The sequence below is a fragment of the Paenibacillus sp. V4I5 genome, assembly GCF_030817255.1.
GTDB lineage: Bacteria > Bacillota > Bacilli > Paenibacillales > NBRC-103111 > Paenibacillus_E.
The window spans coordinates 5,673,330-5,699,787 of record NZ_JAUSZB010000002.1; the positions used below are offsets into that span (position 1 = coordinate 5,673,330).

The window sequence follows — 26,458 nt, forward strand, 5'->3', positions numbered from 1 at the left end:
GGCTTCCAAGAGCACAGAACGGCTCGTGTTGCAAGGACAAGCTTTATTGAATCTAACGCCTAGCCCCTTCCTTCCTAATATCGGAAGGGTTTTTTCCTCTTATCTTTTTGAATTGTCTGCTGAAAAAAGACAAGTCTCTGTACCCCAAAGCTTCCGCCACTTCAGAGGCATTCATCCCGTTAAAGCGCAGTAGGTGTTCGGCTCGTTCAATGCGTGTCTGAATTAAAAATTGTTCAAGCGAAATCCCCATGATTTCCTTGAATTTTAAAGAGAAATAGCGAGGAGATAAGTTTGCGTTCTCCGCTAAAGATCCCAGAGAATAAGGAATGCCCGGCGTCTGGCGGATGCGGTAAGCAAGCATTCGAATCATCGCAGATAAATGATCGGCAGGATGTGCAGCCGGCTGCTCTTCCTCGCGTTTTAGCTGCATCAACATCAAAGTCAACAGCAATTTCCCCTCAAGTGCGGAATCCCTCGTATTCTCCATCATCGTTTCCACATAGCGATTGAGATACGTTTCGAACACAAATCGATCTTTTACAAAATGAAAACCGGAAGGAATACGTTGCATAATTTGTTCAGAGGCAGGTAAAGAAAAGTGAATGTATGTGACCGTTAAAGGCTGCTGCGGATCATGACTTGCTGCGGTTCTGTCTCCCGGCCGGAATAAAAAACATGTTCCGCCTTCGACCGAATAAGTCTTCTTGTTTCGAAGCATCGTACCCGTACCGCTCCATGCATACCATAAATCGAAATCTTCTAATGGTTGATGCCGCGTATCCCATTTCCATGTCCGCTCGCAGGTGACTTTGCCGAAATTGCCATTCAAGTCTAAATGAGATGTCACTTCCATCTTCAGGTTTCTCCCCTTATGTAGAAAAGTACAAAGATTAGGTGTTGCAGTGAATTCATTTTACAACGATTTATCAGTAATATGAAGCCATAGCTAGATGTCCATAATACAAATATTTGAGGGAGTGGTATCAAGATGCTCCATCCATTCATGGGGATTGAACATTGGGATCGTATTGGCTTGTCTGTTGAGGAATCAGCTAGGCGTCTTCAGCGCATTGCGTATGTAGACCGAAGTTCCGTGAGACTGGAAGCGGGTCATATGACGGCACGGCCGGAGTATGAAGTGAAAGGAGCATTAGCCCGCTTTACTTGGCAGGATGCCGAATTCTATAACCAACTCCGGAACCGCTGCAAGCAGCTTCGGATGGGCACAAGAGCTTTTGAGAAATGCCCGGATAATCCTTTAGAGGCGCTGATGGCTAGCATTCTGGCATCGGCTAATACGTTGAATTTGCTTGTCGCACTTTTTGAAGTGTTGAAGCCGGCGCTCATCAATGCGGTACATAAGTATCTTTCTGAAGCGCAGCCGCTCGTTGATGAACCGACGATACATCTTTTGCAGCATCAGCTCATTGACCGCAAAGGGCAAATGGTTTGGGGCAAGCAGGCGATTGCTCATTTTACGGAATCAGCGACTGAGGAGGAGAAAGCGAGCGCTGAGCGCTGGAAGCTATATATCCAAGCGCTGCTGCAAGCAGCCGGAGGCATTGACGGATGCGCCGATAAGGTACCGGTGGATGCGAGTTTGATAGTGACTACGGAACCTTTTCAGCTACCGTTCACGAGCACCCGAGACAATCGTTTTCAAACGTCCGTCGTCAAAATGAAGGGAATGACATTCGAAGACAATGATGAAGGGCGTTTTCTCCAAATGATGCTTTCCCGTTATTTCGAGATGTCGCCTGCTGAGGGCGTTGCCTATGTGCATTTCTCTACGGAAGGGAAGCCATGGTCCTTCTACTACGATACCGCGAGACATCTATGGGATGAAGTCAGACACTGCTGGTTCGGAGAAGCGGCGCTGCGGAGTAAGGGCTATGATGTCCATGCCATTCCGAACTGGACGGGTTGGTATGATATGACTAGTCAATTGTTTAATAACGATGAAGCCTATACGCATTTAACCATTGCCATTGAAAAAGCTGCAATGAAATACCCCCCGGGAAAAAGGGAAGAATGGGAATTCTGCCGGGACATTGTCCATGACCCGTTAATGACAACCTTCCAGGATTTCGATTGGGCCGACGAAGTGGTTCATGCCGGTTTCGGTCAGAAATGGATTATTGATGAGCTGTTTAGCGGGGACAACGTGAAAGCGTTGGAGGCTGCGGAGGCTACCGTGGCGAAGCGAGCTGTGTACATGGGCTCATTCGAAAAAGTAGAAAATGTACCGCCGCCAAGCCGCTTCGCGGGTAATTATTAACAAGAATACAGGCTGCCGTCACAATACGGCAGCCTGTGTTTGTCTCGTAGCCAAAAAAACCACATATTTTGTATAATTACTCATAATGAACCGACTCCTTTTGTATTGTAGTCTTTGTTTGGTTATTGGTTGTTCTTTCAAACATCCATTATTTCCAAACACAACCTACGCCATGGCTACCGCTGTTTCTTTTATTGGGGTCAAATCCAAGTGCTGTAAGCAATCTGTTCCTTGGAGGATGAATGGTGAAGTAGTATATCCAATATTCAAGTTGTTTCCGTGATACACTTTTGATTTCTGCACATATTCGAGGGATTTTCTTTTCGCGCTTTAGTTTCTTGTCGTGAAATTCTGCGATTTTAATGTTTGTGGGGATCATCAGACTATTTGATCTCTAAGCGAGAATCCCCTATGAACGGCTGGAAGCTGGTTTCTCTTATTCCATACAGTTTTATGAATCGCCAAGATGATAAACAGAGGGAGACAAGCTTGCTAGCGAGTGTTCGAGAAGCAAATTCGGAATCGAGTCCATGAGTTAAAAAACATTAAAAGCAGCCGCTTGCGGCTGCTTTTGTCATTATTTCGGAAAGTATTAGGAAGGGCGCTATTTCCCTTATTTCCCAACTCACTCCTCCTTATGCTATAAAAAACATTTGGGAAAACCGTATCGATCCGTCTGCCGCATAAATGATTAATAGATTTTCTTTCACTTCAGCATAAGGCGCTTCTTGGACACTCTCTGGAAAGGCTGTCCTATCTGCTTCGCCGTAGAAGGCCGATACTAACCAGTTTCTACCGGGTTGTATACCAGTTTTCACAGTAGGGATTACGGTACGCGAGGCTATAATGTTCGTGTTCGAATTGGGATAAATCAAATCAGGTTTTCCGTTCCCATATAAAATTTTGGCACCGCATGCCCCATTTTCATTCTGCATGATGATTTCATTTTTCGTTGCTGAACTTTGTCCGCCATGATAATGATTATGTTCAAGACCTAAGGCAAAGCCTCCATCTGCTGTATCGAGATAACGTTCTGAGTCTATACAGTGTATACGGACATGCCACGGGGCGCCAGGAATCAACCAGGTCTGGATTGTAACATTCGACCATGGTTTCCACTTTGTAAAGATGGTATTCTCTTGGATCGAATATTCCTCGCATTTTCGTTTTACTCGGAAAATATTATCTCCTTCGCTAAGCGCAAGCATGGAGTCAAATGCTCCTTGGGCGAGTCCCCACTCGGCTCTGGGTACACTAAAACCGAATACATTGGAGTAAACAAATTTTTCGTATTTTGCAGAGGTGTGAGTATGTTCATTGGTTGATAGGTGACCGGAATTAAAGGCCAGTACATGATTATGATTTTCCTGTCTACAAATCACCAAGTGAGGGGGCGCTTGCGTCGAAATTTTATTTAACGGCGGTAAAGGCAGCTCCTCCGCAGTCCAGAACGGATGATCCCCGCCAAGCGCTAAAGGCAAGAATGATTTGAGCGCCCAATAAGGCGATCCCGGAGAATTGTAGTTCTCAGCCATGATTAAGTTCGGATAGGCATATCCGACGCTTAATGTGCCGTCCGGGTTAAATATCGGCTGCTTGAACCACCAACGCAGGTTTCGCAGAAGCAGCCCTTTCATCACGCCCAGAGGAAACGGTTCAATGCCTGCGTATACAGCGGCACTCCAGAACGAAGACTGGGCGAATCGGTAAGCAAGGCTTCTACCATAAGGCAGGGCGGAGCCATCTTGCGCAAACCAATAAATGAAATCTTGAGCGAAATCAACCGCTCGGCTTTTATAGAGACGGGAACGTTCAGGATCCTCGAATTCCATGATTTTAGCGTAGAGAAGCCCATAATAATGAATAGCGAACGGAACATAGTAATCGCTGTGGCCACCTTCACCATCCGAATACCATCCATCCGACAAATAGAATGAGTCTAGTGTATTCAAGCACTGGTCCATGCGTACTTGGTCATAAGGCATGCCTACGGATTTGAGCCCCAAGTTGACCAGCACGAGGAAAAATAACCAGTTGCAATTCCAGAGCTGATATTGGTTGATTTGACTGAGCCAAGCGGCCAAATGATGCTTCTCCCGATCGTTTAGAGGCTCCCAAATCGTATCAGGAGTGAGACACAGAGCAATACCCAAAGCAGCCATCTCTACCATACGCTGGTCGTAATTGTTCAGATCACCCCAATACTCTTCATGCTCAGGGTCCGTTCCATGCTTAATGCCTTCCAGCTGGATATCCCAAATATCATAAGATTCCCCTCCCGCAAGCAGGGGGACAAGCCCCCAGAGGAGACGGGAAAAGCCCTCAAAACCTGCTAACTCATCTGGATAGGCAGCACCGCTTCCCGCGAGATTCAACCGTGAGCGGCCTTTGCTGTAATAAGGTTTGACGGGGTCGCAGAGCTGCTTTATTGCGTCTATTAGATCATCCCTTGTTTGCAAAGGGTTAAGGCTGATCGGATGGACCACCTGGTGAGCCATTAGAAAAACCTCCGCTTCCAGTCCATTAGCTTGGCCATCGCTTCCAGATAATAATAATCTCCATAAATAATTGATACATTGATGTTTTTATTTTCAGGCTTATGTCCCGTAGCTCCTTTCAAAATCGCATAATGGTTGACTTGATCTAACGCTGAATAGGAATTAGTCAATGCGTCCAAAATACGGACAGCCGCTTTCTTAAATGAGGCTCCTACAATGGGTTCCGATACTTCAGCAAGCTCCAGAAGGCCGGAAGCTGCTATTGCCGCTGCTGAGGAGTCCCGCGGCTCTCCATCTGTGTTCGGAAGACGGAAATCCCAATAGGGAACAGAATCTTCAGGTAGTGAAGCTAGGAAATGGTAGGCGCTCCGCTCTGCTGCATCGAGGAATCGCTTTTCACCGTTGTGCTTGTAGATATTCGCCATTCCATAAAGCGCCCATGCTTGTCCTCGGCTCCAGGCAGAATCAGGACCATACCCTTGTCCGCCATCGGTACGAGCCACTTCTCCGGTATTCGGATCAAAGCAAACAATATGATAATTGGAGCCATCAGGGCGGAGGAAATGCGTAAGCGCCGTATCCGCATGAGCATTGGCAATATGGGCAAATCTAGGATCACCCGATTCCTTGGATGCCCAATAAAGCAGAGACAGGTTCATGCAGCAATCGATAATTGCCCACCCTGTCTGGTCATCTCCGTTCCATGCGCGAATGAACCGGCCTACAGGATTATAACGGCCTGCCAAGAAATTAGCAGCTGCAAGTCCCCTGCGTCTGCCATCACGGTCACCAGTAATTAGATATTTAGCCACCGCAGTTGGCAAAAACTGAAAACCGACATCGTGGTACAGATCATTTTCTTCTATAAAAAGCTTCTCAAGCTTCTCATCCCAGGGGGTAGCCGCATTAAGGTAGCGTTGTTCACCCGTCATATCATAAAGAATCCAGAGCATTCCCGGCCAAAAGCCTGATGTCCACCAGTCAAGGGGCATATGGTCATAGTGGCCGTCGACACGGGCTACATGAGGGCAGCGGTCTCCGATATCCTCTATCATTCCGTCCACTTTGCTCTGAATACGTTGCCAAACCTGTTGCAGTTCTTCTTGCTTCATTATTATCCAACCTTTCCGCCATTCAGGGCGATTTTAAGAATTTCTTTTAATCATATTATAGTAGAAATTGTGCCGTTCTAATAATGAAGTATATTGTAGGAATTGAAACAAATTTTACTCATATTAGAGTGAAGTGTTATTTGCATGAACAAATTTTTTTGAAAAATGCAAAAATCATGGCATGTCTTTCATGGCATTAATTCTTATACTAAGATTAACAATCGCAAGAGAGAAGGTGCTGAAATGAACGATACGGCTGGAATTAAAGTCCCGGTTATGAGGAAGAAACGGAATGTTGAACAACGGAGGGAAACGGCAATGGGCTTCTTTTTTGTCGGGCCTATGTTGATCGGCTTAACCATATTTACCTTGTTGCCCATTCTGGCAACTATGTACTTGAGTCTGACAGAATGGAACTTCATTGCAGGAATCGATAAAATCAAATTCGTAGGGCTGGACAATTTCATCAGGCTGTTTCATGATCCGATATTTCTCCAATCCATGAAAAACAATGCCGTCTTAATGATTACAATCCCTATTACCATGCTGATTTCATTGCTCTTAGCCATTATAATTAACAAACATGTTTATTTAAAAGGGTTTTTCAAGGTCATTTATTTTATGCCCTATATTTCAACTATTGTCGCCATTGCAGTCGTGTATCAAGTATTGTTCCACCCATCTTTCGGGCCTGTAAACCAGTTTTTAATGTCAATAGGCGTGGACAATCCGCCTAAATGGTTAGCGGATATCAAGTTTTCGCTGTATTCCGTGATGATGATTCAAGTGTGGAGCGGTATTGGCTTTAGTTTAATTATTTATATGGCCGGCCTTCAGAACATCCCTCAGGATTTATACGAAGCAGCGGATATTGATGGAGCATCCACTTGGCATAAATTGCATTCAATTACCTTGCCTATGCTTTCTCCTACATCTTTTTTCTTACTGGTTACCGGCATTATAGGTACGTTTAAAATTTACGATTTGATTGCGGTTCTTACTTCAGGCGGTCCGGCAGATTCGACAAATGTAATGGTGTATTATTTGGTTGAAACGGCCTTTGTTAATCTGAAGACAGGGTATGCCTCTTCCATGGGGATCATGCTTCTAATCATCACTCTCGCGATTACAATGATTCAATGGGTTGCTCAGAAAAAATGGGTGAACTACTAGAAGAAAGGAGCATAATATCTATGAAACCAACCCTACAACCGGGCAAATTGCTTGTTACTGCAATCATGCTGCTATTCGGCGTCATATTCCTTCTCCCATTCTTGTGGATGATCTCCACCTCCTTCAAAGTTGAAGCGGACGTGTTCATATTTCCAATTCAATGGATTCCTACTCAGTGGAACATAATACAGAACTATACGGAGGTTTGGAACGGAAAGTACCCGTTTGCACTCTATTATTTTAATTCCATTAAGATTTCCGTTATTACGACGGTGTTATCTGTATTGATTTCCAGTATGGCCGCGTACGGTTTTTCGAAAGTTAATTTTAAAGGAAAAGAGATCATCTTCATCATCGTTTTGGCTACTTATATGGTGCCACACCAAGCCTTTCTAGTTCCGCAATTTGTCTTATATCGCTGGCTCGGGCTATTTAATAGTCATCTTGGACTAATTCTGCTCGGTAGCGTTAGTGTTCTAGGAACTTTTATGCTGCGGCAATTTTATATGGGCATCCATAATGAATTCATTGAATCGGCAAAGATGGATGGAGCCAACCATATTCGAATTTTCTTCTCTATTGCATTTCCGCTTGTAAGGCCAGCGGTAGCCACATACGCCATTCTAAGGTTTATATGGACATGGAATGACTTCCTAAACCCGACTATTTTTATTAAATCGGATATCTTGTATACGATCCCAATCGCTCTCAAAAAATTCTCCGACGCCTATGGCGGCCAAACTTATTCGCTTATTATGGCTGGTGCCGTATCAGCGATCATTCCTTTGCTAATCATTTTCGTAGTGGCTCAAAAACAAGTAATAGAAGGTATTGCTGTTGGAGGGGTAAAGGGCTAGAAGAGAAAAAATATTTCTATAATAGAAAAATTTTTATCTGTTTTACTTAACCACCCAAGTGATATATTCAAGCTGTAAACGCTGACAAACGACAATTAACTAGAAAAAGGGAGGCAACTTGAATGAAGATTAAATTAACAGCAATTGCGCTTAGTGCCGTTATGATGACTGGCCTGCTGTCCGCATGTGGAGCATCAGGAGACAAAGATACCGCAAAGCCTGCAGATAAAGGACAAGCAACCGAGCAGCCTAAGCAAGTAACACTGAAATTTTATCATTGGTATGATGAAAAAATAGAGAAGTTTGACATGTTGTTCGCGGAATTTAATAAGAAATATCCGAATATCAAAATCGAATCCGTCGTAGGTGTCGTTAATGATGCGAATGAAACGATGAAAAAGATCGATCTTGCTGCAGCTTCTGGTGAAAGTATTGACATCGTTGATTTGAACTCGCCAAGCAACTTTGCGCAACGCGCCGCTATTGGGCTTCTGGAGCCTCTAAACGATTACTTGACGAAAGACGGAATTAAGTATGCGGACGAGTTCAAATCAGACTATTCAGTTAATGGGAAGTATTATGCGCTTCCAGGGAAAGTAAACCAATATTTCGTCATGCTGAATAAAACTCATTTGGACGAGGCTGGACTTCCGGTTCCGAAAGAATGGACTTGGGATGAATATCTCGATTATGCTAAGAAAATGACTAAAGGCGAGGGTGCCCAAAAGCGTTATGGTACTTATTTTCACACTTGGGTAGACTATGCGATGCTGCCTCTGATGGGTCAAATTGATAACAATAGCTTGATCAAGAGAGACGGTACACAGAATGTAGATAACGATCTGTTCAGTCAAGGCCTACAGCTTCGTGATCGCGCTATGAAGGACGGCTCTGCAATCCCTTATGCAGATACAATCAGCCAAAAGCTTCATTACCGAAATGTGTACATGAACGGACAGGCAAGCATGATCGAAATTGGTTCGTGGATGATTCCTGAAGCTGCAGGCGAAGGTCCGATTAAACAAACATTTAAGACCGTATTCGCTCCTTATCCAACGGCTAAAAAAGGTGATCCGATTGCAAGCAAGACAGACGGCGATTTCCTTGCTGTAGGTGCAAGCTCGAAGCATAAGCAAGAGGCTTATACTTTCGTGAAATGGATGGCAACGGAAGGGATTGTGCTTCAAGGTAAATACCTCTCCGGTTGGAAGAAGGCAGATATGAACAAGTTGATCGATTCGATGACAGTTGGCGCAAATGCTGATAAGCTAGTGGATAAAGAATCGCTCAAGTATGTTCTGGACGTAACGAAGTCTGCTCCTCCTTTCATCCCAGTACCGTACCAAGCAGAACTGGAAAAAGCGTTGACTACCGAGCAAGAGAAGATGCTGCTAGGCAATCAATCTGTGGATGATGCGATCAAAAATGCCAGGACGAAAATTAAAGATTTGATAAAAGCAAACAGCAAATAATGTTATGCTTAAACAAGGACCTGTTCACCAGGTCCTTGTTTTCCTAATTTATGGGGCATATTACAAATGAGAGGAATGTGACAGAGGATGAAAGGGTTTCGATTAACATCATCGCTACGGCAGCAGATCATACTATCCTCACTTGTATGCCTGATCATTCCATTTGCCATTATTCTTTATCTTAGTAATCTCTTCACCAAGGATCTCATTGAGAAGCAGGCTGTTACCAATGCGGAGGAATCATTGAAGCTGGTTAAAACTCAATTGTATTCCCAAATAGAGGGGATGTTCAGTGTTGCGAACAATATTCAAATTGATTCTCAGTTAACGCCATATCTGAAGATTCCTACGTATACCAGTTCAGAAAACTATGTAACAGATAAATTGCATAGCTTGACGCATGATAAGTCCGGCGTTTTCGTAACTGTTTTGACTACGGATAAAAGGTTCTTCTCCAATTATTTGTTATATAAAGACTTCAATCCCTTACAGTTTATGGAGGAGCCTTGGTTTAGCAAGTTATATCAGTTGGGGGCTTATGAGAATTATTGGCTGGGTTTTCATCGTAATTATTTGGACATCGAAAAAAATACAGATCCTTATGTGATTACATTCGTCAGAACGCTCCGGACATCACTTATCAAGCCATATGCTTATGTCATTATAAGCATAAGCGAAAATCGGATGCGATCTGTGTTCTCAAGCTACACCGAACAAAATATAATGCTGTTGGACCGCAATGGAACTATCATTTCCGGAAAAGAAAATTTGGGAGAATCTTTTCCTTATTATCAAGAACTGCTTAAACCGATTGATCGACCTATTATAGATATAAATGGAGTTCCTAATCTTTATGCCACAGCTAAACTGCCTTTCGATGACTGGACATTGGTGAGCTTAATGCCATATAACCAAGCTACCAAAAGTATTAATCAATTTTATCAAGCCAATTTTTTATGGCAAATCGGATTCGTAGCTGTTTTCGTTGGAATCTTAGTATGGATGCTGCGTCGTTTCACCCAGCCCGTCGTCCGTTTAGGACAAGTTGTTTCTAGCATTGAATCCGGAAACTTGTCCATTCGTTCGGAAGTAAGAGGTTCTAATGAGATCGGCAAGCTAGGTAGATCCTTAGACCAAATGTTAGACAGAATTGAACAGATGGTCATACAGATCCATGGGGAGCAGGAGCAAGCGAGGAAAGCGGAGCTTTCAATGCTGCAAGCGCAGATCAGTCCGCATTTCTTGTTCAATATATTAAATTCGATTCGGATGCGGATTATGTTGAATGGCGATAGGGAAAATGCTGATTTGATCAGTTCCTTATCTCAACTGCTCCGTATGACGATACAGAAACAAGATAAAATGGTAACTTTAAGCGAAGAGGTCGTCATCGCTAAACAATATATGGACCTGATGAAATCTACATTAAAAGAACCGTTCCATGATCAAATCTTGATCGCCGAGGAAACCGGAAATGTATGGGTTCCGAGGTTTTTATTACAGCCGATCATTGAGAACGCATTGCTGCATGGCTTGCAAAATCGTGCAGGAATCATCACGATCGAATCGGCAATACGCAATGAACGCTTAATAGTAAGAGTCCAGGATGATGGCAGCGGTATGACACAAGATGAGCTTGGCTTATTAATGAACAAGCTGGAGAAGAGCAAATCGGAATTAATTGCCGAGTCTTCAAGCGGTATGTCGGGTATAGGGTTGGCGAACGTCTACAACCGCTTGTTCATGCTATTTGGCAACCAGTGTACGATGCAGATTGAAAGTGAGTTGGATCAAGGTACGGTGGTATCTGTTTCCATTCCGCTAATTAGGGGGTTGCCATCATGATTAAAGTCATTCTTGCGGATGATCATTATCCAGTTATAGAATTTCTCTCTAAGTCAATCCCATGGGAAGAATTGGGGTTAGAGGTGATTGCCCTGTGCTCAGATGGCCGTGAGGCTTTGGAGCATAGTGAAATAGAAATGCCTGATGTACTCATAACGGACATTGGGATGCCGAGAATGAATGGCCTTGAATTGATCGAATTAGTCAAAGCTAACAACCCGGATCTCGAGGTTATCATATTGTCCTGCCATGATGAGTTTCAATATGCGCAGAAAGCACTTAAGGCTGGCGTAAAAGAATATATTTTGAAAGAATCATTACAGCCGGAAGAGCTTACCGGAATTTTACGGAAGCTTTCCGAAAGTATTCAAGCACGTACAGCGGTACGGCAAAAAAACGATCGTTTGGTCCGTGTGCTTGACCAAAATACTTCATCTATCAAAAATGAATTTATTCGAAATATCATCAGCAATCCCATTATCAATGAACATAAATTGCTTCTGGAGCTCCAACATTTCGGGATAGAAGATGTTACTCAGCCCTGCATGCCTGTTTTGCTCTACCTAAACGGATATTTAGAAGTAAAAGAACGGTTTCAAACAGAAGAACTGTTCACTTTTGCATTCGATAATATTGTCAATGAAATCATTGATGCGCCGCGGCTTGGCGTTAGTTTTCGTTACAGTTCCAAACAATCCTTCCTCTTGTTCCCATTTGTGAAAAACTTGAAGATCAATCCCTACGAGGTGATTCGTGGTTATTTGGCAACGCTTCTTCGTGCGTTTGAGCGAATCGGAATTACGGTCTCTGCTGTTACTTACGAGCCGGCTGCAAATCTCTTTGAATTGAAAAAGAACATGACAACTCTCGTTTCTGCCAACGATCAGCGGTTTTATGCATCAGTGGGCAGCATTTATAAGTGGATTCCATTTAAAACCTCCGAAGCGGATATTTTTCCCTATTACCAGAAAGCGATCGATGAGATTAGGCAATTGATAGCTTTAGAATCCCAGGATTACGGTATCGTCGTCAAAGAATGGATGCAATTTTTGAGGGATGAGCGTTTCACTGCAGATTCGGTCCGCTCTTGGACCTTGAAGTTGATGATGGATATTGATTTAAAGTACAATTCGCTGCAACATTTCCAAGACCAACATGCCGTTGGACCATTGCATCAATATGTCGCACAGATGGATACGCTTCATGAGATTGAACAGTTTTTTATAACGTTTATTAGGGATAAGATTCATCTGGCAGGTGAAATCAAGCAGGGCTCGCAAAGGCTTGAAATCCATGAAGCAAAGAAGTACGTTACAGCACGGCTGCATGAGAAAATCAGTATGGAAGAAGCCGCGCTGACGTTGAATTTGAACCCTAGTTATTTCAGTCGAATTTTCAAGAGTGAAACCGGAGAAACCTTCATCGAATACGTGACAAGGGTCAAGATGGAGAAGGCCAAAGAGAAACTAGATCAGTCCAGCATTACCGTAGAACAGATCGCGGAATCCCTTGGTTACGACAATACCAGCTACTTCATTAAGCTCTTTAAGACCCACAGCGGATACTCACCGAAAGATTATCGATTGTTGAAATAAAGGGGAAATGATTGAGATGATGAAAGCTGAGCTGATTCGAGAGAGATTGGTTAATGACATAAAGTTTGCGCATCTACGGGAAGAGGTACTAAAAACAACAGAACGCTACGTGTTGGAGGGGATGCCAAAGCTGACTTATTCATTGTTTCGTTTATTCGAAAACAGTGGCGAGCGTGAGCAGTATCAACGTGTGTATTTTGGCCGTAGGGGAATCCTCTCTGCACTCGCCTTGACTAGTTTGGCATCGGATAATCCGGTTCATTGCGAAGCGCTGCAAGATGTCATTTGGGACATTTGCAACGAATATACGTGGTGTTTGCCTGCGCATTTGCCGGCTGGCAGTTCAGTGAGCTCTCCGCTCACGGTGGACCTGTTCGCAGCGGAAACGGCTCATACGCTGGCGGAAATTGTGATTCTTTTGCAAGACAAATTGTCGAGCGATATTCAGCTGCGGGTCAGAATGGAAGTGGAGCGGCGGGTGTTTGAGCCGGTTTTCAGCAGTGATAAGCTGCTCCATTGGGAGACAGCCGAGCATAACTGGGCAGCTGTATGTGGAGGAACAATTGGAATGGCAGCGCTGCTTCTTGTTAAGGATGATGATCGGCTGGCGAAAATGATCCAAAGGATGAAAGCGGCGATGAATTGCTTCTTGTCCGGTTACGGGGAGGACGGTGGCTGTGCAGAAGGAATCGGTTATTGGGAGTACGGCTTTGGTTATTTTGTTTACTTCGCAGACATGCTGAGTGAATATTCCAGGGGTCTAGATGATCTGTTGGATTTGGATAAAATAAGAGCAATCGCAACATTTCCGGAAGCGGTTCATTTGTCAGGGGGGGTATTTGCCAATTACTCGGATTCCCCGGAGAGAATGGCCATCCAGACAGGATTGTTGGGATATCTGGGAAAGCGGTTTGGTGAATGTACTTCCGTCATGAGCCAAAGCGTACCCGGTTTGCATGATGATCCATGCTACAGGTGGGCCCATTTAATCCGTAACATTGCTTGGACCGAGACTCGTATGCCAGCCGAAAGCGCTCCTTTTTCTACAGGGTTAACCCAATTAAATACATTAGGCTGGTATATTGACCGGAGAGGGACCGACAGCTATACAACTGCTTTTTCCACAAAAGCTGGGCACAATGGAGAGCCCCATAACCATAATGATCTGGGCCATTTTATCATCCATGGGGGTGGTATGAATATATTGTGTGATCTAGGCAGCGGATTCTATACCCGTGACTATTTCGGTGAAGGCCGATATTCGATTCTGAATAACTCCTCCGCCGGTCATTCCGTTCCTGTATTGAATGGTTTTTATCAGGCTGCCGGCAAACAGTTCTGCGCTAAGGTGATCGACGTTCAGGAAACAGAGAGGGGTTCCACGATAGAGCTTGATTTGACACATGCATATCCCTTGGAAGCGGAGCTGGGGGGCTTTATCAGGAGGTTTATGTGGGAATGTGGGGAATGTCCGGACGCATTCGTATTAAATATAGAAGATAGAATCGATTTCGTGAATACGAATGCAACAGAGGTTGAAGAGAGGTTTATTAGTCGAATCTGCCCTGAGATCACACAGGGAACTATCATATGGGCGGACTCTCGTGTCCACTTATCGCTCCATTATGATCCGGTTCGCTTTCAGACGAAAATGGAAATAATTCAACAGCAAGACCATGCCGGTAAACGTGACATCGTATACATGACAAAACTAAGCAGAAACAACAATGACAAAGAGAGCATTGAGCTGTTTCGATTTGATTTACAGTCAATGTAGTGCAGCTTGAATCCGTTCGGGAATTAGAGAAATCGTTAGTCCAATGGCTGCCATCTCTACTAGGAGTTGATCGTTATGAATCAACTCCCGTTCGTTTGGCTGAAAAGTTGTACTCATTTGTAAAGATAACATCAAAAAAGTCAAAATAATAGCATAAAAAACGAAAGATAATATGAAATAATAAAAATACTAACAATACTATATTTGAAACTTAAATAAAGAGAGGGGGAACATAAGAGAAGGTATTGTTTTAATGTGAAAGAAAAGGATAACTATTAAAGTAAAGAACAGTTCAAAAAATGAAAGCGCTTTCTAATCATTTCAATATAGTTGTATATTAAAAAACAAAAATCCATTAGATAGTAATCGCCATTGCACCATTTCCAAACACAGTTGTTGGAAAAGCAGTTTCATTTAGGATAATGGAAAGGAATGATTAATAAATGATAATTAAAGGAAAAAAAATTAAAAAGATCGTTGGTTATTTATGTGTTACTTCCATGCTGTTTGGGTCAGTTGTCTTTATGGATACAAATGAATCTAAAGCTGAAGGTATTACAAAAATAATTACAATTGATGGAAACAATGTAGATGAATATAACCGATTTAAAGGTTTTGGAACGGTAACAGCTAATAATACATCTCGTTTGCTGTTAGATTACAAAGAAGAGAATCCGAAAGCATATTGGGAAATAATGAATAAGCTGTTTAACAAAGAAACAGGGGCTGGACTAACGCACGTCAAAGTAGAGTTAGGTGCTGATGTTAATTCATCTTCAGGAACTGAGCCCGCAACCATGCGTTATGCAGATGAACCAGCAAACGTACTCAGAGGAGCAGGGTTTCAATTTGCCGCCGATGCAAAATCTATCAACCCAGATATCACGACCGAAATTTTACGATGGGGTGAACCGCGTTGGACATGGAATGGTGCTGCAAACCATGAATATGAGAATCGATACCAATGGTACAAACAGACAATCGATGCCGTTTATGATGAGTATGGATTTAAAATAGATTATGTTGGGATCTCTCAAAATGAAAGATCTCAAAATAATAATGGAAAAAATGAGGTTGAATGGCTGAAATACTTTACTTCAATAATCAAAGAAGAGCCAAATTATGATGCAGACTACAAAAATATTAAGCTTGTTGCCGCAGATGGCTATCGTGATACGGCAACAATCAGTCGTGCACTGCTGGGTAATCCGGATTTGATTGATGAAATTGATGTAATCAGTTCCCATTACGGATTGACTGGCTCAAATGAATTGACTCAATTGCAAAATAAACTGATTGCTGCAGGCAAAAAGCCAAAAGAAGTTTGGGTGTCCGAGGGAATTGCACCAATGATAAATGCTCGTTATCGTGAAAATATGGAACCAAATTATAAAGGGCTCGGAGGAAAAGCAGGGATTATTGATGTAACTTCGCGTATTATTTCCGTGTATTCGTGGACAGGAGCTGGCAGCAATCCGCTTAATGCGGTTTCATTTGATTTTCAACCTTCGGTTGCAGCCTTCTATGAAGGTTCTTCCTATAATCCGAAGCACCTGATTAGTGCGTATGATCCATGGTCCGGTTTTTATGAAGTGGATGGCGGGTTGCAAGGAGTTCGTCATGTTATGAACTTTGTCGGATATGACGATCACACCACACCCGAAAATGAGCGCTGGATGTATGTTAAAGATGCAACATTTAGTGATGGAGCTTTCTTCGATGGCGGTGTAGATGTCGATACGAGTACTCAGAATTATATGACATTAAAAGATCCGGAAACGGATGATTACACAACAATTTTTGCAAATAATACAAAGAATACACGTAAATATAAGATTAATCCTAAAAATCTAAATGGAAAAGAGAATGCACCGGTCTATGTTTGGGAAACACGCGGGGCAGATGAAGGTCAAAATTATGATGCTAACTGGTTTAAAAATGTCAGCAGAATCACACCAAAAGATGGTGTATATGAAGTTGAAGTGAAACCGTATTCCGTCGTGACCATTTCAACATTAGATAAAAAATCTGAGGTTGAAGGTTTTGAATATCAATCACAACCAGTTGATTCATCGAAAGACACTATACTACCTCTACCATATACGGATGATTTTGAATACGATAAATATTCTACCGATGAAAAAAGCAGAGATTATGTTGATCGTCGCGGAGGTACACCGCGTTATACCACTGACCAGACAGCCGCTTTTGAAGTTGTTAAAAAAGCAACTAAACCGCTATCTGGTGGAAGTGCAGCAATTACTGATCTGGAAATTCCGGATGCAAAGGCCCATGGAAATATGTTACAACAGAAAATCACTCCTGACATCATTGGAGCAGATTGGGCGGTCTGGGGCGGCAAAGACGGATCAGCATCTAACAGTAACCCAACCACCACTCTGGGTGATCATCGCTGGGTGAATTATAAAGTTTCTTATGACTTTTTATTAGATACGCATACACCTGAAGTACAAGGAAGAAGTAATTATGCCTTAATTGGGGTACGACAAGTGAAAGCCGGTGGTACAGATTCCCATGCTCCATACAATGCACGTGTATATTCGGATGGAAGATACGAGATTCTTAAACTTGGGAAAGTTGTAAACAGTGGAACTATTGAACATTTCGATAACAAGGTTTGGCATAATTTAGCATTTGAAGCTAAAGAAAATGTATTTACACTTTATCTGGATGGAGAAGAAATCGCTGCATATGCTGACGTTGATTCTACTGTAATGGCTGGAAGAGTTGCGTTAGGGTCCGGTTATTATACAACCCTAATCGATAATTTACGTGTAGATCCAATTAAAGGATACACTTATGAATCAGATAAATATGACAGTGCACAAGGAAAGAAATTCGTTACGGAAGAAGAAGCTTTGAACAATACGGACACATTGAACCCAATCGGGTATGTTGGAAAATGGGAGTATACACAAGCGGGATATGCGCATTTTAACCGCACGCAAATGACTGCAAAAACAGATGTTCCTGTTTGGAACGGAGTCACTGTAGGATTCAGGGACTCAACAAAGGTACCAGGGACTTTAAACAAAGTATTCTATTCCGGAAACTGGCCATCAAACAGTGTGAATACTTGGGGATCAACGGGGGCTTCTTTTGAAATTAAATTTAAGGGTACTGAAATCAGGCTATTTGGTATAACGAATCCGTCAAATGGAAAAGCAGATGTTTATTTAGATAGTGAATTAGTCGGTGAAGCAAATTATGTGAATAATAGCGAAATTCATCAAGTGGTCTGGTCTGCAGAGAATCTTGAAGATAAAGAACACACACTTAAAGTAATAGCAAAAGAAAAGTATATAAGCTTTACCAAAGCAGAAATCGAAACTACTGACCCTGTTATGGCAGTTAAAAAATTAGGTCCAAAGGATATAATATCAGATGAAACACAAATAGGGAGTGTAACAAATACAGTTTATGCATTTAGAAAGACTGGTACCTGGGGCTCGAATGATACGAATGCTTGGGCGCATTTTAATGATGATCCGTATTTGTTGATTAACTTCATGGGGACAGGCATTGATTACCTGGCTGGGACTGGCGTAAAGTCACAATATAATTTCGAACTTGATGGTATGGATGCGGGTAACTATAGCGTAAATCCCGACGGCGTGATGTATTCGGTAAGAGGCCTGGAAGAAAAACCGCATACATTAAAAGTTTCTCTGAAAAATAATGTAAGGAAAGAAGACTTTATGGATTACCGTGGAGTCAATATCTACAGTACGCCTAAAGCAGATGGCCCTAACAGTAGTATGATCTTCGACTTTGAAGGATCAGGGTTTAATTTATTCGGATCGACTCCGGATGCATTAATTGACGTGTATATCGATGATCAATTAATCGATGAGAATTTTAGAATTTATTCTAAAGGAGACAGACAAACATCTTATAATATTCGGGGACTAAAAGAAACCAATCACAGTGCTAAAATTGTTGTTAAAGGCGGTACATTTGTTTTGGATGGTATTGATGTAATTACGGGCACAAATAAAGTTGAAGTAAATAAAGTAAAACTGCAGCAATTGTATGATGCAAATCAAGATAAAGAACCAAAAAACTACACCAAGGAAAGTTGGAAAACCTTCCATTCAGCACTATTAGAAGCAAAAGCTTTGTTAAGAAATCCACAAACTACACTAGAGGAAGTTGCTGCAGCAAAATCATCTTTACAGGCAGCAGTAGAAGGATTAACTGAAATAACAAGCGATTAAGTAAGCGGTATTGTAAATTTGGAGATAGACTTAATTCTAGCCCTTTATCCTAACAGCTAAAAAGCACTTCCAAGGCAATGGTTTATCGAACCTGGGACTAAGTAGTTAAAATCTGCTTATCCTAGGTTTTTTTGTTATGATAATCAATGGACCTGATTTGCGACATAAGAGAGCATGCTTTGGATATCCTCGATGATCGTGAGAATTCGCTGACATGACGTACCATTTGCAAGTAGGACGGAAGCCCGAAAAAGAGCGCGTAATAAATCGAATTTCTTGTCGCTAATGAAGGTATTTTCTTGTCGTTAGTCAGTTGATCTTGTATTGACAGTTTATCAGCTCCATTCTATAATTTAAACAAACGTTTAATATTTAAACGATCGTTTAACAAAGAGGAGTGGTTAAAATGAAACAAGCACTTGGTGCTTTTTTAAAACAAGCAACGACGAAGGTAGGGATCATCACAGCCATTACGTTTCAGTTGTTGTTTAGTTTGATTTGGATGACGGGTTATGCGGGAGTATCCGATAACACGAGCCAATTAAAGATCGCGATCGTCAATGAAGATCAAGGTTTGGGGAGCAAAATTGTTCAGAACCTGCAAGGAAACCTTCCGTTTCAAACAGAGATAGTGGCTTCTAAAGAACAAGCGCTAAATCTGTTAAATGATCGTCAGGTTCAGATGGTTATGCATATTTCAGCTGATTTCTCTAGACAGCTTCAAACACCAGGACAGACGGTACCCATTACATATACAATTAATGAGTCTAATCCTTCTATGACGAAGTCCGTGATGCAAGCGGTAGCCGGGAATGTCACGGCATCTGTGAACAAAGAGGCTGTAGCAGCTGGGGCATCAGCAGTTCTAACACAGATGAATCCGAAATTACCAGCCGAGCAAGCAGGGCAAATAGCTCAAGGACTCGCAACTAAGGTGACTTCGGACATTCAAAGTACCAATAAAGTAAAGGATATGCCGAATCAGATGCTTCCTATGATGCTCGTGCTTGCATCTATTGTGGGTACGATGATCATGGGAATGAACTTTAATGTATCTACGAATATACTGGGTGCATCTGTTAATAAAATGGGCAAAATGACTGCACGTATCGTTGTTACTGTTGTAGCCGTCGCTGTTGTGGGGTTGATTAGTACAACGATGGTCGTTGCTTTGGGCGGGCATGTGGAGAAAGGCTTTTTAACCCTCTGGGCTTTCGAAACCTTATTCTTACTCACCTTTGCGCTCGTCGCTCAAATGTTTTTGACATTGTTTGGGAACGCAGGTATGCTATTTAACATCGCAATGTTATCCTTGCAATTGGTGTCTTCGGGTGCCATTGTGCCAAGGGAGCTTTTGTCGCATTTTTATCATACAATCAGTAATGCTTTCCCAGCTACCTATGCAGTGAATGGGTTAATGAATATCTTGTTTGGTGGGCCAGGTGTTGCAAAAGAAGTCGGTTTCTTGTTTCTTATTGCCGCAGTTGCACTAGTCATTGATATCTTGGTTGTGTCTGTGAAAAAGGCAAAGGCAGTACCTGCTATGGAACAACGTCCACAAACCGCTTAGCTCAAGTACGAGGAGGGCGTTGATAGAATGGCTGAACAAGAATTAGATATGAAAATGAAAATTCTTTTGGCAGCGAAGAAGCTGTTTGCGAAGAATGGCTATGATGCGACTAGTGTTCGTCAAATATGTGAGGAGGCCGGGGCCAATGTGGCTCTGGTTTCCTATTATTTTGGTGGAAAAGAGAGCGTTTTCTATGAGATATTTAAGCAGGGTTTCCCAATTCATAAGCTAGATGATTTCTTTGCTATTGAGGACCCCGTCTTTGGTATCCGAACCATCATACAAGAAGTTATTCAGATTAGAACGGCTGACCCTCAGTTAATTACTCTTTTGCAGATGGAGATCATTACGATAACCCCACGTGTTGAGAAGATAAGAGAGCTGGTTTATCCCATATGGAAAAAGGTCAGAGAGTTTTTGGAAAAAGGCAGACAGGATGGGATTTATCATTATGAATCCTTGGATAGCACACTAATGTTTGTGCTGGGCTCGATATTTTTTTATAAGCAGAGGGAGTTTTTTGAGCTTTTGTTTACAGAGGAGCGGCCGGATATGCAGACGTTAATTTCGCAAACAACCACCTATGTGATGAACGCATTAGGATATCAAACGACAGGGGATTAATGGAATGGGTAAAACGTATATCGTATGTTTAGGTGAGCTTTTGATTGATTTCGTACCAGAGGTGAACGGGCAAGCGTTGGCTGACGTTACGAGCTTCCAGCGGGCGGCGGGCGGAGCGCCGGCCAATGTTGCTGCGGCGGTCGCCAAGTTGGGCGGCGACGCAAGGTTTATCGGGAAAATCGGCCGTGACCCATTCGGCGATTTTTTGGTGCGCACGCTAGACGAAGTCGGTGTGCATACGGCAGTAGTGCAGACCGATGAGGCGAAGACCGGTCTTGCGTTTGTTTCACTGCGCGCGGATGGGGAGCGCGACTTCTTGTTTTTCCGCGACCCGGCGGCGGACATGCTGCTGCGCGCAGACGAAGTCCAGGCACAGTGGCTGGAAGACGCCGCGGTTTATCATTTCGGCTCGGTATCACTGATCGCCGAGCCTTGCCGCACCGCGACGCTGGACGCAGCGCGCCGAGCGAGAGAATTTGGCGCATTGGTGTCGTACGACCCCAATGTGCGCCTGGCGCTGTGGCCGAGCGCTGACGCAGCTCGGGCAGAAATCCTTGCGCAGCTACCGCTTGCGGATGTGGTCAAAGTCAGCGAGGAGGAAGTCGAATTCCTCCTCGGCGTTGACGCGACCACAGGTGCGCAGCAGCTGCTGCAGCGCGGACCTAAAGTGATTATCATCACTTTAGGCCCTGGGGGCTGCCGTGTCGTGACCGCACGGCAGGATGTCGTCATCCCCGGCACGCCTGTGGCAGCCGTGGACACGACTGGCGCCGGCGATAGTTTTGTCGGCGGCATGCTTTATCAGCTGGTATCGCTTGGCGCTACGCCAGCTACCATCGTTGATGTACTAGCTGAAACAGGAGCCGTGGAACAGGTATTCGCCTTTGCCAACCGCGTAGGCGCGATTACAACGACGCGCAGGGGGGCGATTCCTGCGCTCCCTACGCTGGACGAAGTTCAATAGGTGAGGTGTGGTTCTGGATTCTGTGGTATCTACAAAGATCACTATCCCCTTTACTCAGGAAAATTGGTTATGGCGAATTCTTTCACCTCAGATGTTAGATGTTGTTAGCCGACTACTTCATATGTTTGATAGATGCCTTTTCTGTGGTATCTACAAAAGTAGAATGATGGAAAACGTGGCATAAGAAGAGACAAAACTTGGAGTTTCTGAGTCGTGGGGATAGTGTCTAAATTTGAATGAGCAAGATAGCACTTCCTCGGTTGGTGTTAGAGCCTCAAGACTGTATGGTCGACACCTATGACTTGGTTTATCAACTTAAGGGATAGTGGTATTTGAGGTTCATTTGGATTAATTTGTCAGGAGCTACAAGATAGAGATTGCCTTGGCTGTGGTAGGAATTGAAAGATCAAAGTTGATGGACTGATAGTTTCTGAGTCGCGGGGATAGTGTCTATAGATTGATGATCAAAGATAGAGACTGCCACAGTGTATGGAATTAATTGGGAATTCAAAGTTGGTGGGCGGATAGTTCCTGAGTCTAAGGGATAGTGCCCAGATATGGGCTTGTGAAATAGGTTTACTCCCCAAGATACCATAGCTTGTAAATATATGTTGAAAAATGGAAGTTTATGTGATACTTTTAGGTTGTAGCTTTTGAACTTTATATCAAGAATGTATTGATTTGCGAAGAACGCAGATTTCGGATTTGTATCCGGGGTTTGCGTTCTTTTTTGTTTTTGCAAGAAAAAAGGGGGGTGAGGTTTTGAATCGCAGGAGAAGCCTGCTTATTAGTTTGGTTGCTGCGGTTATGGCGGGATTGCTTGTATATGGGGTGTATGTCATGCAGGTGAATCAGGTCGAGCTGCAGCAGACTGTTCAGGTTGTGGTTCCGAAGGATTTTGTTCGGGCCGGTGTCCTGATTCGTGAGGATATGGTGGAATTTAGAGCTGTTCAGAAGGGCAGTTACACGGGAGGCATGATGACGAAGCTGGCGGAAGTGGTTGGGCTGGAGACGTTGATACCTCTTGGTAAGCAGGAGCCTATTTTGAAGTGGAAGGTGAATCGTTATCATTTGCTCCCCAATGAGCAGCAGGCTACTTTTCAAATTCCCAAGGAATATTTATTGTCGGTTTCAAATGGAATTCGTGCCGGGGATCGGGTGCGTATTTATGTGTCTGGCGCTGATGGCAGCTCGCGCAGGCTTTTTGATGAGAAGGAAATTACGGTAGCTTCCGTGAAGTCTTCTGCGAATGTGGAAGTGGATAATCCGAAGAGTTCTAATCTGCTCTCTAAGGTGGAAGGCGATAAGGAAAAGATGTACGCTTCCCGATTGGAAGCGAACGGTGCTATTGACCAGATCAACCTTAATCTAGCGGAGAGTGAGTGGCTTCAGATTGATCAATTATGCAGCTCGAAGAAAGCGAGGTTAGTCATCGCGTTCAGTTCTTCTTCTATTTTGGAAGGGGAATGAGGGGGAGTAAGGTGGAATGCAGGGGAAAGAAAATATGAGGTTGGAAAAACAATGAGAAGGGCAGCTGGTGAGAAAATAACGAAATGGGTATCAGGTTGGCAGGAGAAAGAAAGCGTGTATGAGGTCGGCGAGAAATGAAAGGAGGTATGAGATTTGCATATAGGACTGTTATCAACGGATCAACGATTAATTGATGAGATTACGAATGTGGTTTATTCTAAGCCATTAAACTGGATGATCTGCTCGGCTGCGGATGATTTACGTAGTAAATTAACGGAGATACCCTACTCGTATACGATCATTTCGGATCGGGAGATGGATTTTGGGGATTTAGAAGAGTTCCTTGAGGAGTTGCAACACCAGTACGCAGGTTTAAAGATTATTGTTCTGCTCTCGAACTATCACGACGCTTCCATAAATGAGAAATATTTGAAGATGTGCAAGCTGATGAAGCTTGATTATGTCCAGCCAGGGCGCAGTACCGCTGTTATTGCTGATGATATTCGGGCTTGGGCTGATGGTTCTGGGGAAGATCATGCGAATCAACAATCGTCAGGGAAGTTAATTACTTTCATCGGCTCAACGCCAAATATAGGCACGACGTTAGCATCATTTGGTGTAGCGCACGCGCTAGCCTTAGAGACCTCTATGAAAGTCGGATATTTGTGTCTCAATCTAAAAAGCTCCAAACTTCATCGTTATTTAGGTCGAGATGAGCATGTTTTTACGCTGGATGGTCTGAGAGCGGAGCTGAAGGCGCAAAGTCTCACACCGGAAAGGCTGCAGCAGGTATGTGATAAACCGAAAGAGGCACATGGGCTGTATATCCTATATGGGAATATGCTTCGAGAGCAGGCGGAGTTTTTTACACCATCGGAGATTATTCATTTGTTGCGTGTGGCACGAGGCGCTTTTGATGTATGTATCATAGAAGTGAGCGCTTATTGGGACAATGCGGCGACGGTTTGTGGACTGTTGGAAGCAGATAGCAAAATTGTGGTAACGACAGCGGATATCGCCCATTTTCAAGAGGATTTTTCGAGGTGGATTAGGCAGGTTGGCGCTGTTTTTGGTCTTCAGCCGGATGGCTTTGAGTTAATGGCTGTTCAAACGGATCGACATGCCAAGCATAGCGAGTTCACGATTAAAGATATTCGCAAGGAAACCCAGCTGCATCTGATTGGTCAAGTATCTCGGCATGCTGATGCGCTTTCTCGTTGTAATCAAGGCAAGCTGTTGGACATGTTCGTGCCGACCCACGCCATGCATGAGGAGGTTAGGGCGGTTTCTCGAAAATTTATTGACTACTATAAGATGCCAAGGAAGGTGAGTTTACGACAAGTAACATGGCTGCAGAAGATCATAACAGGCAGACGAGCTGCAACTTAAATCAAGCTGGGAAGAGGTGAGGGGAGTGAATGAGGAAAGGTTTTCAATCATTACATACATGCATGAACGCAAAAGCGAGGGCGCAGTGGTTGATTTGACTTCAAGTACTGAGCTGGAAAAGAAAAGAGGATCAGATTATAGCTCGGTGAGATCTGGTTTTGGGGCAGATCAGGGAGGTCGGACTCTGGGCTCTGAGGGAGAAGAGGAAGATGGCGAAGGAAGTCCAAGAGCAAGTTTGGGTATTGGGGCTATCGGTGTAGAAAGACCAGAACGACAGATGCAGGGGGATGCTCTTTTTAACCAATGGGTACAGGATATTCGAAGTGAACTTGTTTCGATGAAGGGCAGGACGGAGGCCGAAAAGCAGCTGTATAACGAGACGTTGAATCGTGCGATTCTTGGTTATGAGGAGGATAGAGGCAAGCTTCTTGCGATTATCCATGATCTGGTTTCGAAAAGAAGGCTTTCGGATGTGCCTCCGAGGACGAGTGGTTACACGACTTTACCTGAAGCCATTTTTGCAGAGATCATTGGGCTGAACGTTCTTGAACTTGTATTAAAGCATAAGGAGGGACTTGAAGAGATTCAGGTTGTGGGTAGACAGATTTTTGAAGTGCGCGGTGGGATGGCAATGCCGTCTGCCTATTCGTTGCCATCTGTGCGTGAATTAGAGAGGATTCAGCAGAATTTGGTTCTGTTTAACAATGACACTTTGAATCCCAGAAAGCGATGGGCTGAGGTTGTTCTACGGGACGGATCCCGCGTTACGATGACTGGGTTCGGGTTCACGGCTGAACCGACATTAACGATTCGTTTTTATACGATTAAAAGGTTTGATTTGGCGTCCCTTGCTGCTGCAGAATTAGCCACCATGGATAAAAGGATGGAAACGCTGATTCTAAGCTTGATCCGATCTTATTTCAATATGGTGGTTATTGGTCCTACGAACTCAGGGAAGACCAATTTAATCAAAGCGATTATTGCCGAAATGGACGATAATGAACGAATTATTACGATCGAATCAAGATTCGAGTTGAATTTAAAGCGCGATTTTCCGCATAAAAATATCGTCGAATACGAAATTGACGAGGAAGATCCGCTGCATTCTGGACTGCAAGCTTTTAAATTGGCATTGAGGCAATCGCCAAAGCGTATTTGTCATGCTGAAATTCGGGATGATGACGCCAATCTTTATGTGAGGGCTTGTACGCGGGGGCACGAGGGCAGTATTACATCGGTTCATGTGAGTGAACTTGAGGATGTGCCTGATGCGATTACAGATATGTGTATGCTGGATGGCAGGGGGATGAATCCACTTCGACTAACAAAACGGATTACAGAGTTTGTGACACAAATCGGTATGGAGATGGCTGTCGTTGATGGAAAAAGAAAAATTGTGCGAATCGTCGAATATCGTTATGAAAAAGAGGAGGTTTGTGTTACGGATCTCGCAGTTTATGACAAGTCGACAGATGAATGGACATTTCCCGGGAAATTGTCGCTTCATGCATCGCGGAAAATCGGTAAGTACGACAAAGAGGGGTTTGCTTTGCTGAGGGAACTCGGATTTATTGAGAAAGAAGGCGAGTATTAGCA

Annotated in this window: 17 protein-coding genes; 14 read left to right on the forward strand and 3 right to left on the reverse strand. The window is 43.5% G+C overall.

Features of this window, described 5'->3' with window-relative positions; translation table 11 throughout:
* Positions 1-52: 52 nt before the first annotated feature.
* The gene (locus QFZ78_RS27965) at positions 53-853 is read right to left on the reverse strand and encodes an AraC family transcriptional regulator (RefSeq protein ID WP_307552367.1); all 801 of its coding nucleotides are present in this window, start codon (positions 851-853) and stop codon (positions 53-55) included.
* Positions 854-988: 135 nt separating this feature from the next.
* On the opposite strand from QFZ78_RS27965, the gene QFZ78_RS27970 reads away from it, so the two are divergent.
* Entirely contained in the window at positions 989-2,278 is a 1,290-nt protein-coding gene (locus tag QFZ78_RS27970) for a hypothetical protein (RefSeq protein ID WP_307552368.1), read from the forward strand.
* A 635-nt stretch (positions 2,279-2,913) separates the two neighbouring features.
* Here the strand turns inward: QFZ78_RS27970 and QFZ78_RS27975 are convergent.
* Positions 2,914-4,776: a DUF2264 domain-containing protein gene (locus QFZ78_RS27975; protein ID WP_307552369.1), complete on the reverse strand. Its 1,863-nt coding sequence runs from the start codon at positions 4,774-4,776 to the stop codon at positions 2,914-2,916.
* On the reverse strand, positions 4,776-5,888 hold the full coding sequence (locus QFZ78_RS27980) for a glycoside hydrolase family 88 protein (RefSeq protein ID WP_307552372.1): 1,113 nt from the start codon (positions 5,886-5,888) through the stop codon (positions 4,776-4,778). Before QFZ78_RS27980 ends, QFZ78_RS27975 begins: the two co-directional genes overlap by 1 nt.
* Positions 5,889-6,131: 243 nt before the next feature.
* Here QFZ78_RS27980 and QFZ78_RS27985 point away from each other — a divergent pair, with 243 nt between their 5' ends.
* From QFZ78_RS27985 to QFZ78_RS28045, 13 genes are all read left to right on the forward strand, one after another.
* Positions 6,132-7,061 carry a carbohydrate ABC transporter permease gene (locus QFZ78_RS27985; protein WP_307552373.1) on the forward strand — a complete coding sequence of 310 codons (930 nt, stop codon included), beginning with the start codon at positions 6,132-6,134 and terminating at the stop codon, positions 7,059-7,061.
* Positions 7,062-7,081: 20 nt separating this feature from the next.
* On the forward strand, positions 7,082-7,918 hold the full coding sequence (locus QFZ78_RS27990; protein ID WP_307552374.1) for a carbohydrate ABC transporter permease: 837 nt from the start codon (positions 7,082-7,084) through the stop codon (positions 7,916-7,918).
* A gap of 122 nt (positions 7,919-8,040) precedes the next feature.
* On the forward strand, positions 8,041-9,390 hold the full coding sequence (locus QFZ78_RS27995) for an ABC transporter substrate-binding protein (protein ID WP_307552376.1): 1,350 nt from the start codon (positions 8,041-8,043) through the stop codon (positions 9,388-9,390).
* Positions 9,391-9,477: 87 nt separating this feature from the next.
* Entirely contained in the window at positions 9,478-11,235 is a 1,758-nt protein-coding gene (locus tag QFZ78_RS28000) for a cache domain-containing sensor histidine kinase (protein ID WP_307552378.1), read from the forward strand.
* On the forward strand, positions 11,232-12,830 hold the full coding sequence (locus QFZ78_RS28005) for a response regulator (RefSeq protein WP_307552380.1): 1,599 nt from the start codon (positions 11,232-11,234) through the stop codon (positions 12,828-12,830). The genes QFZ78_RS28000 and QFZ78_RS28005 overlap by 4 nt, the downstream gene beginning before the upstream one ends.
* A 16-nt stretch (positions 12,831-12,846) precedes the next feature.
* Entirely contained in the window at positions 12,847-14,607 is a 1,761-nt protein-coding gene (locus QFZ78_RS28010) for a heparinase II/III domain-containing protein (RefSeq protein ID WP_307552382.1), read from the forward strand.
* 443 nt (positions 14,608-15,050) lie between these two features.
* A complete protein-coding gene (locus QFZ78_RS28015; RefSeq protein WP_307552384.1) occupies positions 15,051-18,845 on the forward strand; it encodes an S-layer protein in 3,795 nt (1,264 codons plus the stop codon).
* Between the two features lie 406 nt (positions 18,846-19,251).
* The gene (locus tag QFZ78_RS28020; RefSeq protein WP_307552386.1) at positions 19,252-20,415 is read left to right on the forward strand and encodes a YhgE/Pip domain-containing protein; all 1,164 of its coding nucleotides are present in this window, start codon (positions 19,252-19,254) and stop codon (positions 20,413-20,415) included.
* A 27-nt stretch (positions 20,416-20,442) separates the two neighbouring features.
* On the forward strand, positions 20,443-21,039 hold the full coding sequence (locus tag QFZ78_RS28025) for a TetR/AcrR family transcriptional regulator (RefSeq protein WP_307552388.1): 597 nt from the start codon (positions 20,443-20,445) through the stop codon (positions 21,037-21,039).
* 4 nt (positions 21,040-21,043) lie between these two features.
* Positions 21,044-22,003 (forward strand): PfkB family carbohydrate kinase, encoded by a 960-nt coding sequence (locus QFZ78_RS28030; protein WP_307552390.1) that lies wholly within the window; start codon positions 21,044-21,046, stop codon positions 22,001-22,003.
* Between the two features lie 762 nt (positions 22,004-22,765).
* Complete coding sequence (locus QFZ78_RS28035; protein ID WP_307552392.1) at positions 22,766-23,473, forward strand: CpaB family protein; 708 nt, start codon at positions 22,766-22,768, stop codon at positions 23,471-23,473.
* Between the two features lie 153 nt (positions 23,474-23,626).
* Complete coding sequence (locus tag QFZ78_RS28040; protein WP_307552394.1) at positions 23,627-24,862, forward strand: CpaE/TadZ family protein; 1,236 nt, start codon at positions 23,627-23,629, stop codon at positions 24,860-24,862.
* 25 nt (positions 24,863-24,887) lie between these two features.
* Positions 24,888-26,456, forward strand: a complete 1,569-nt coding sequence (locus QFZ78_RS28045) for an ATPase, T2SS/T4P/T4SS family (RefSeq protein ID WP_307552396.1) — start codon at positions 24,888-24,890, stop codon at positions 26,454-26,456.
* Positions 26,457-26,458: the final 2 nt, after the last annotated feature.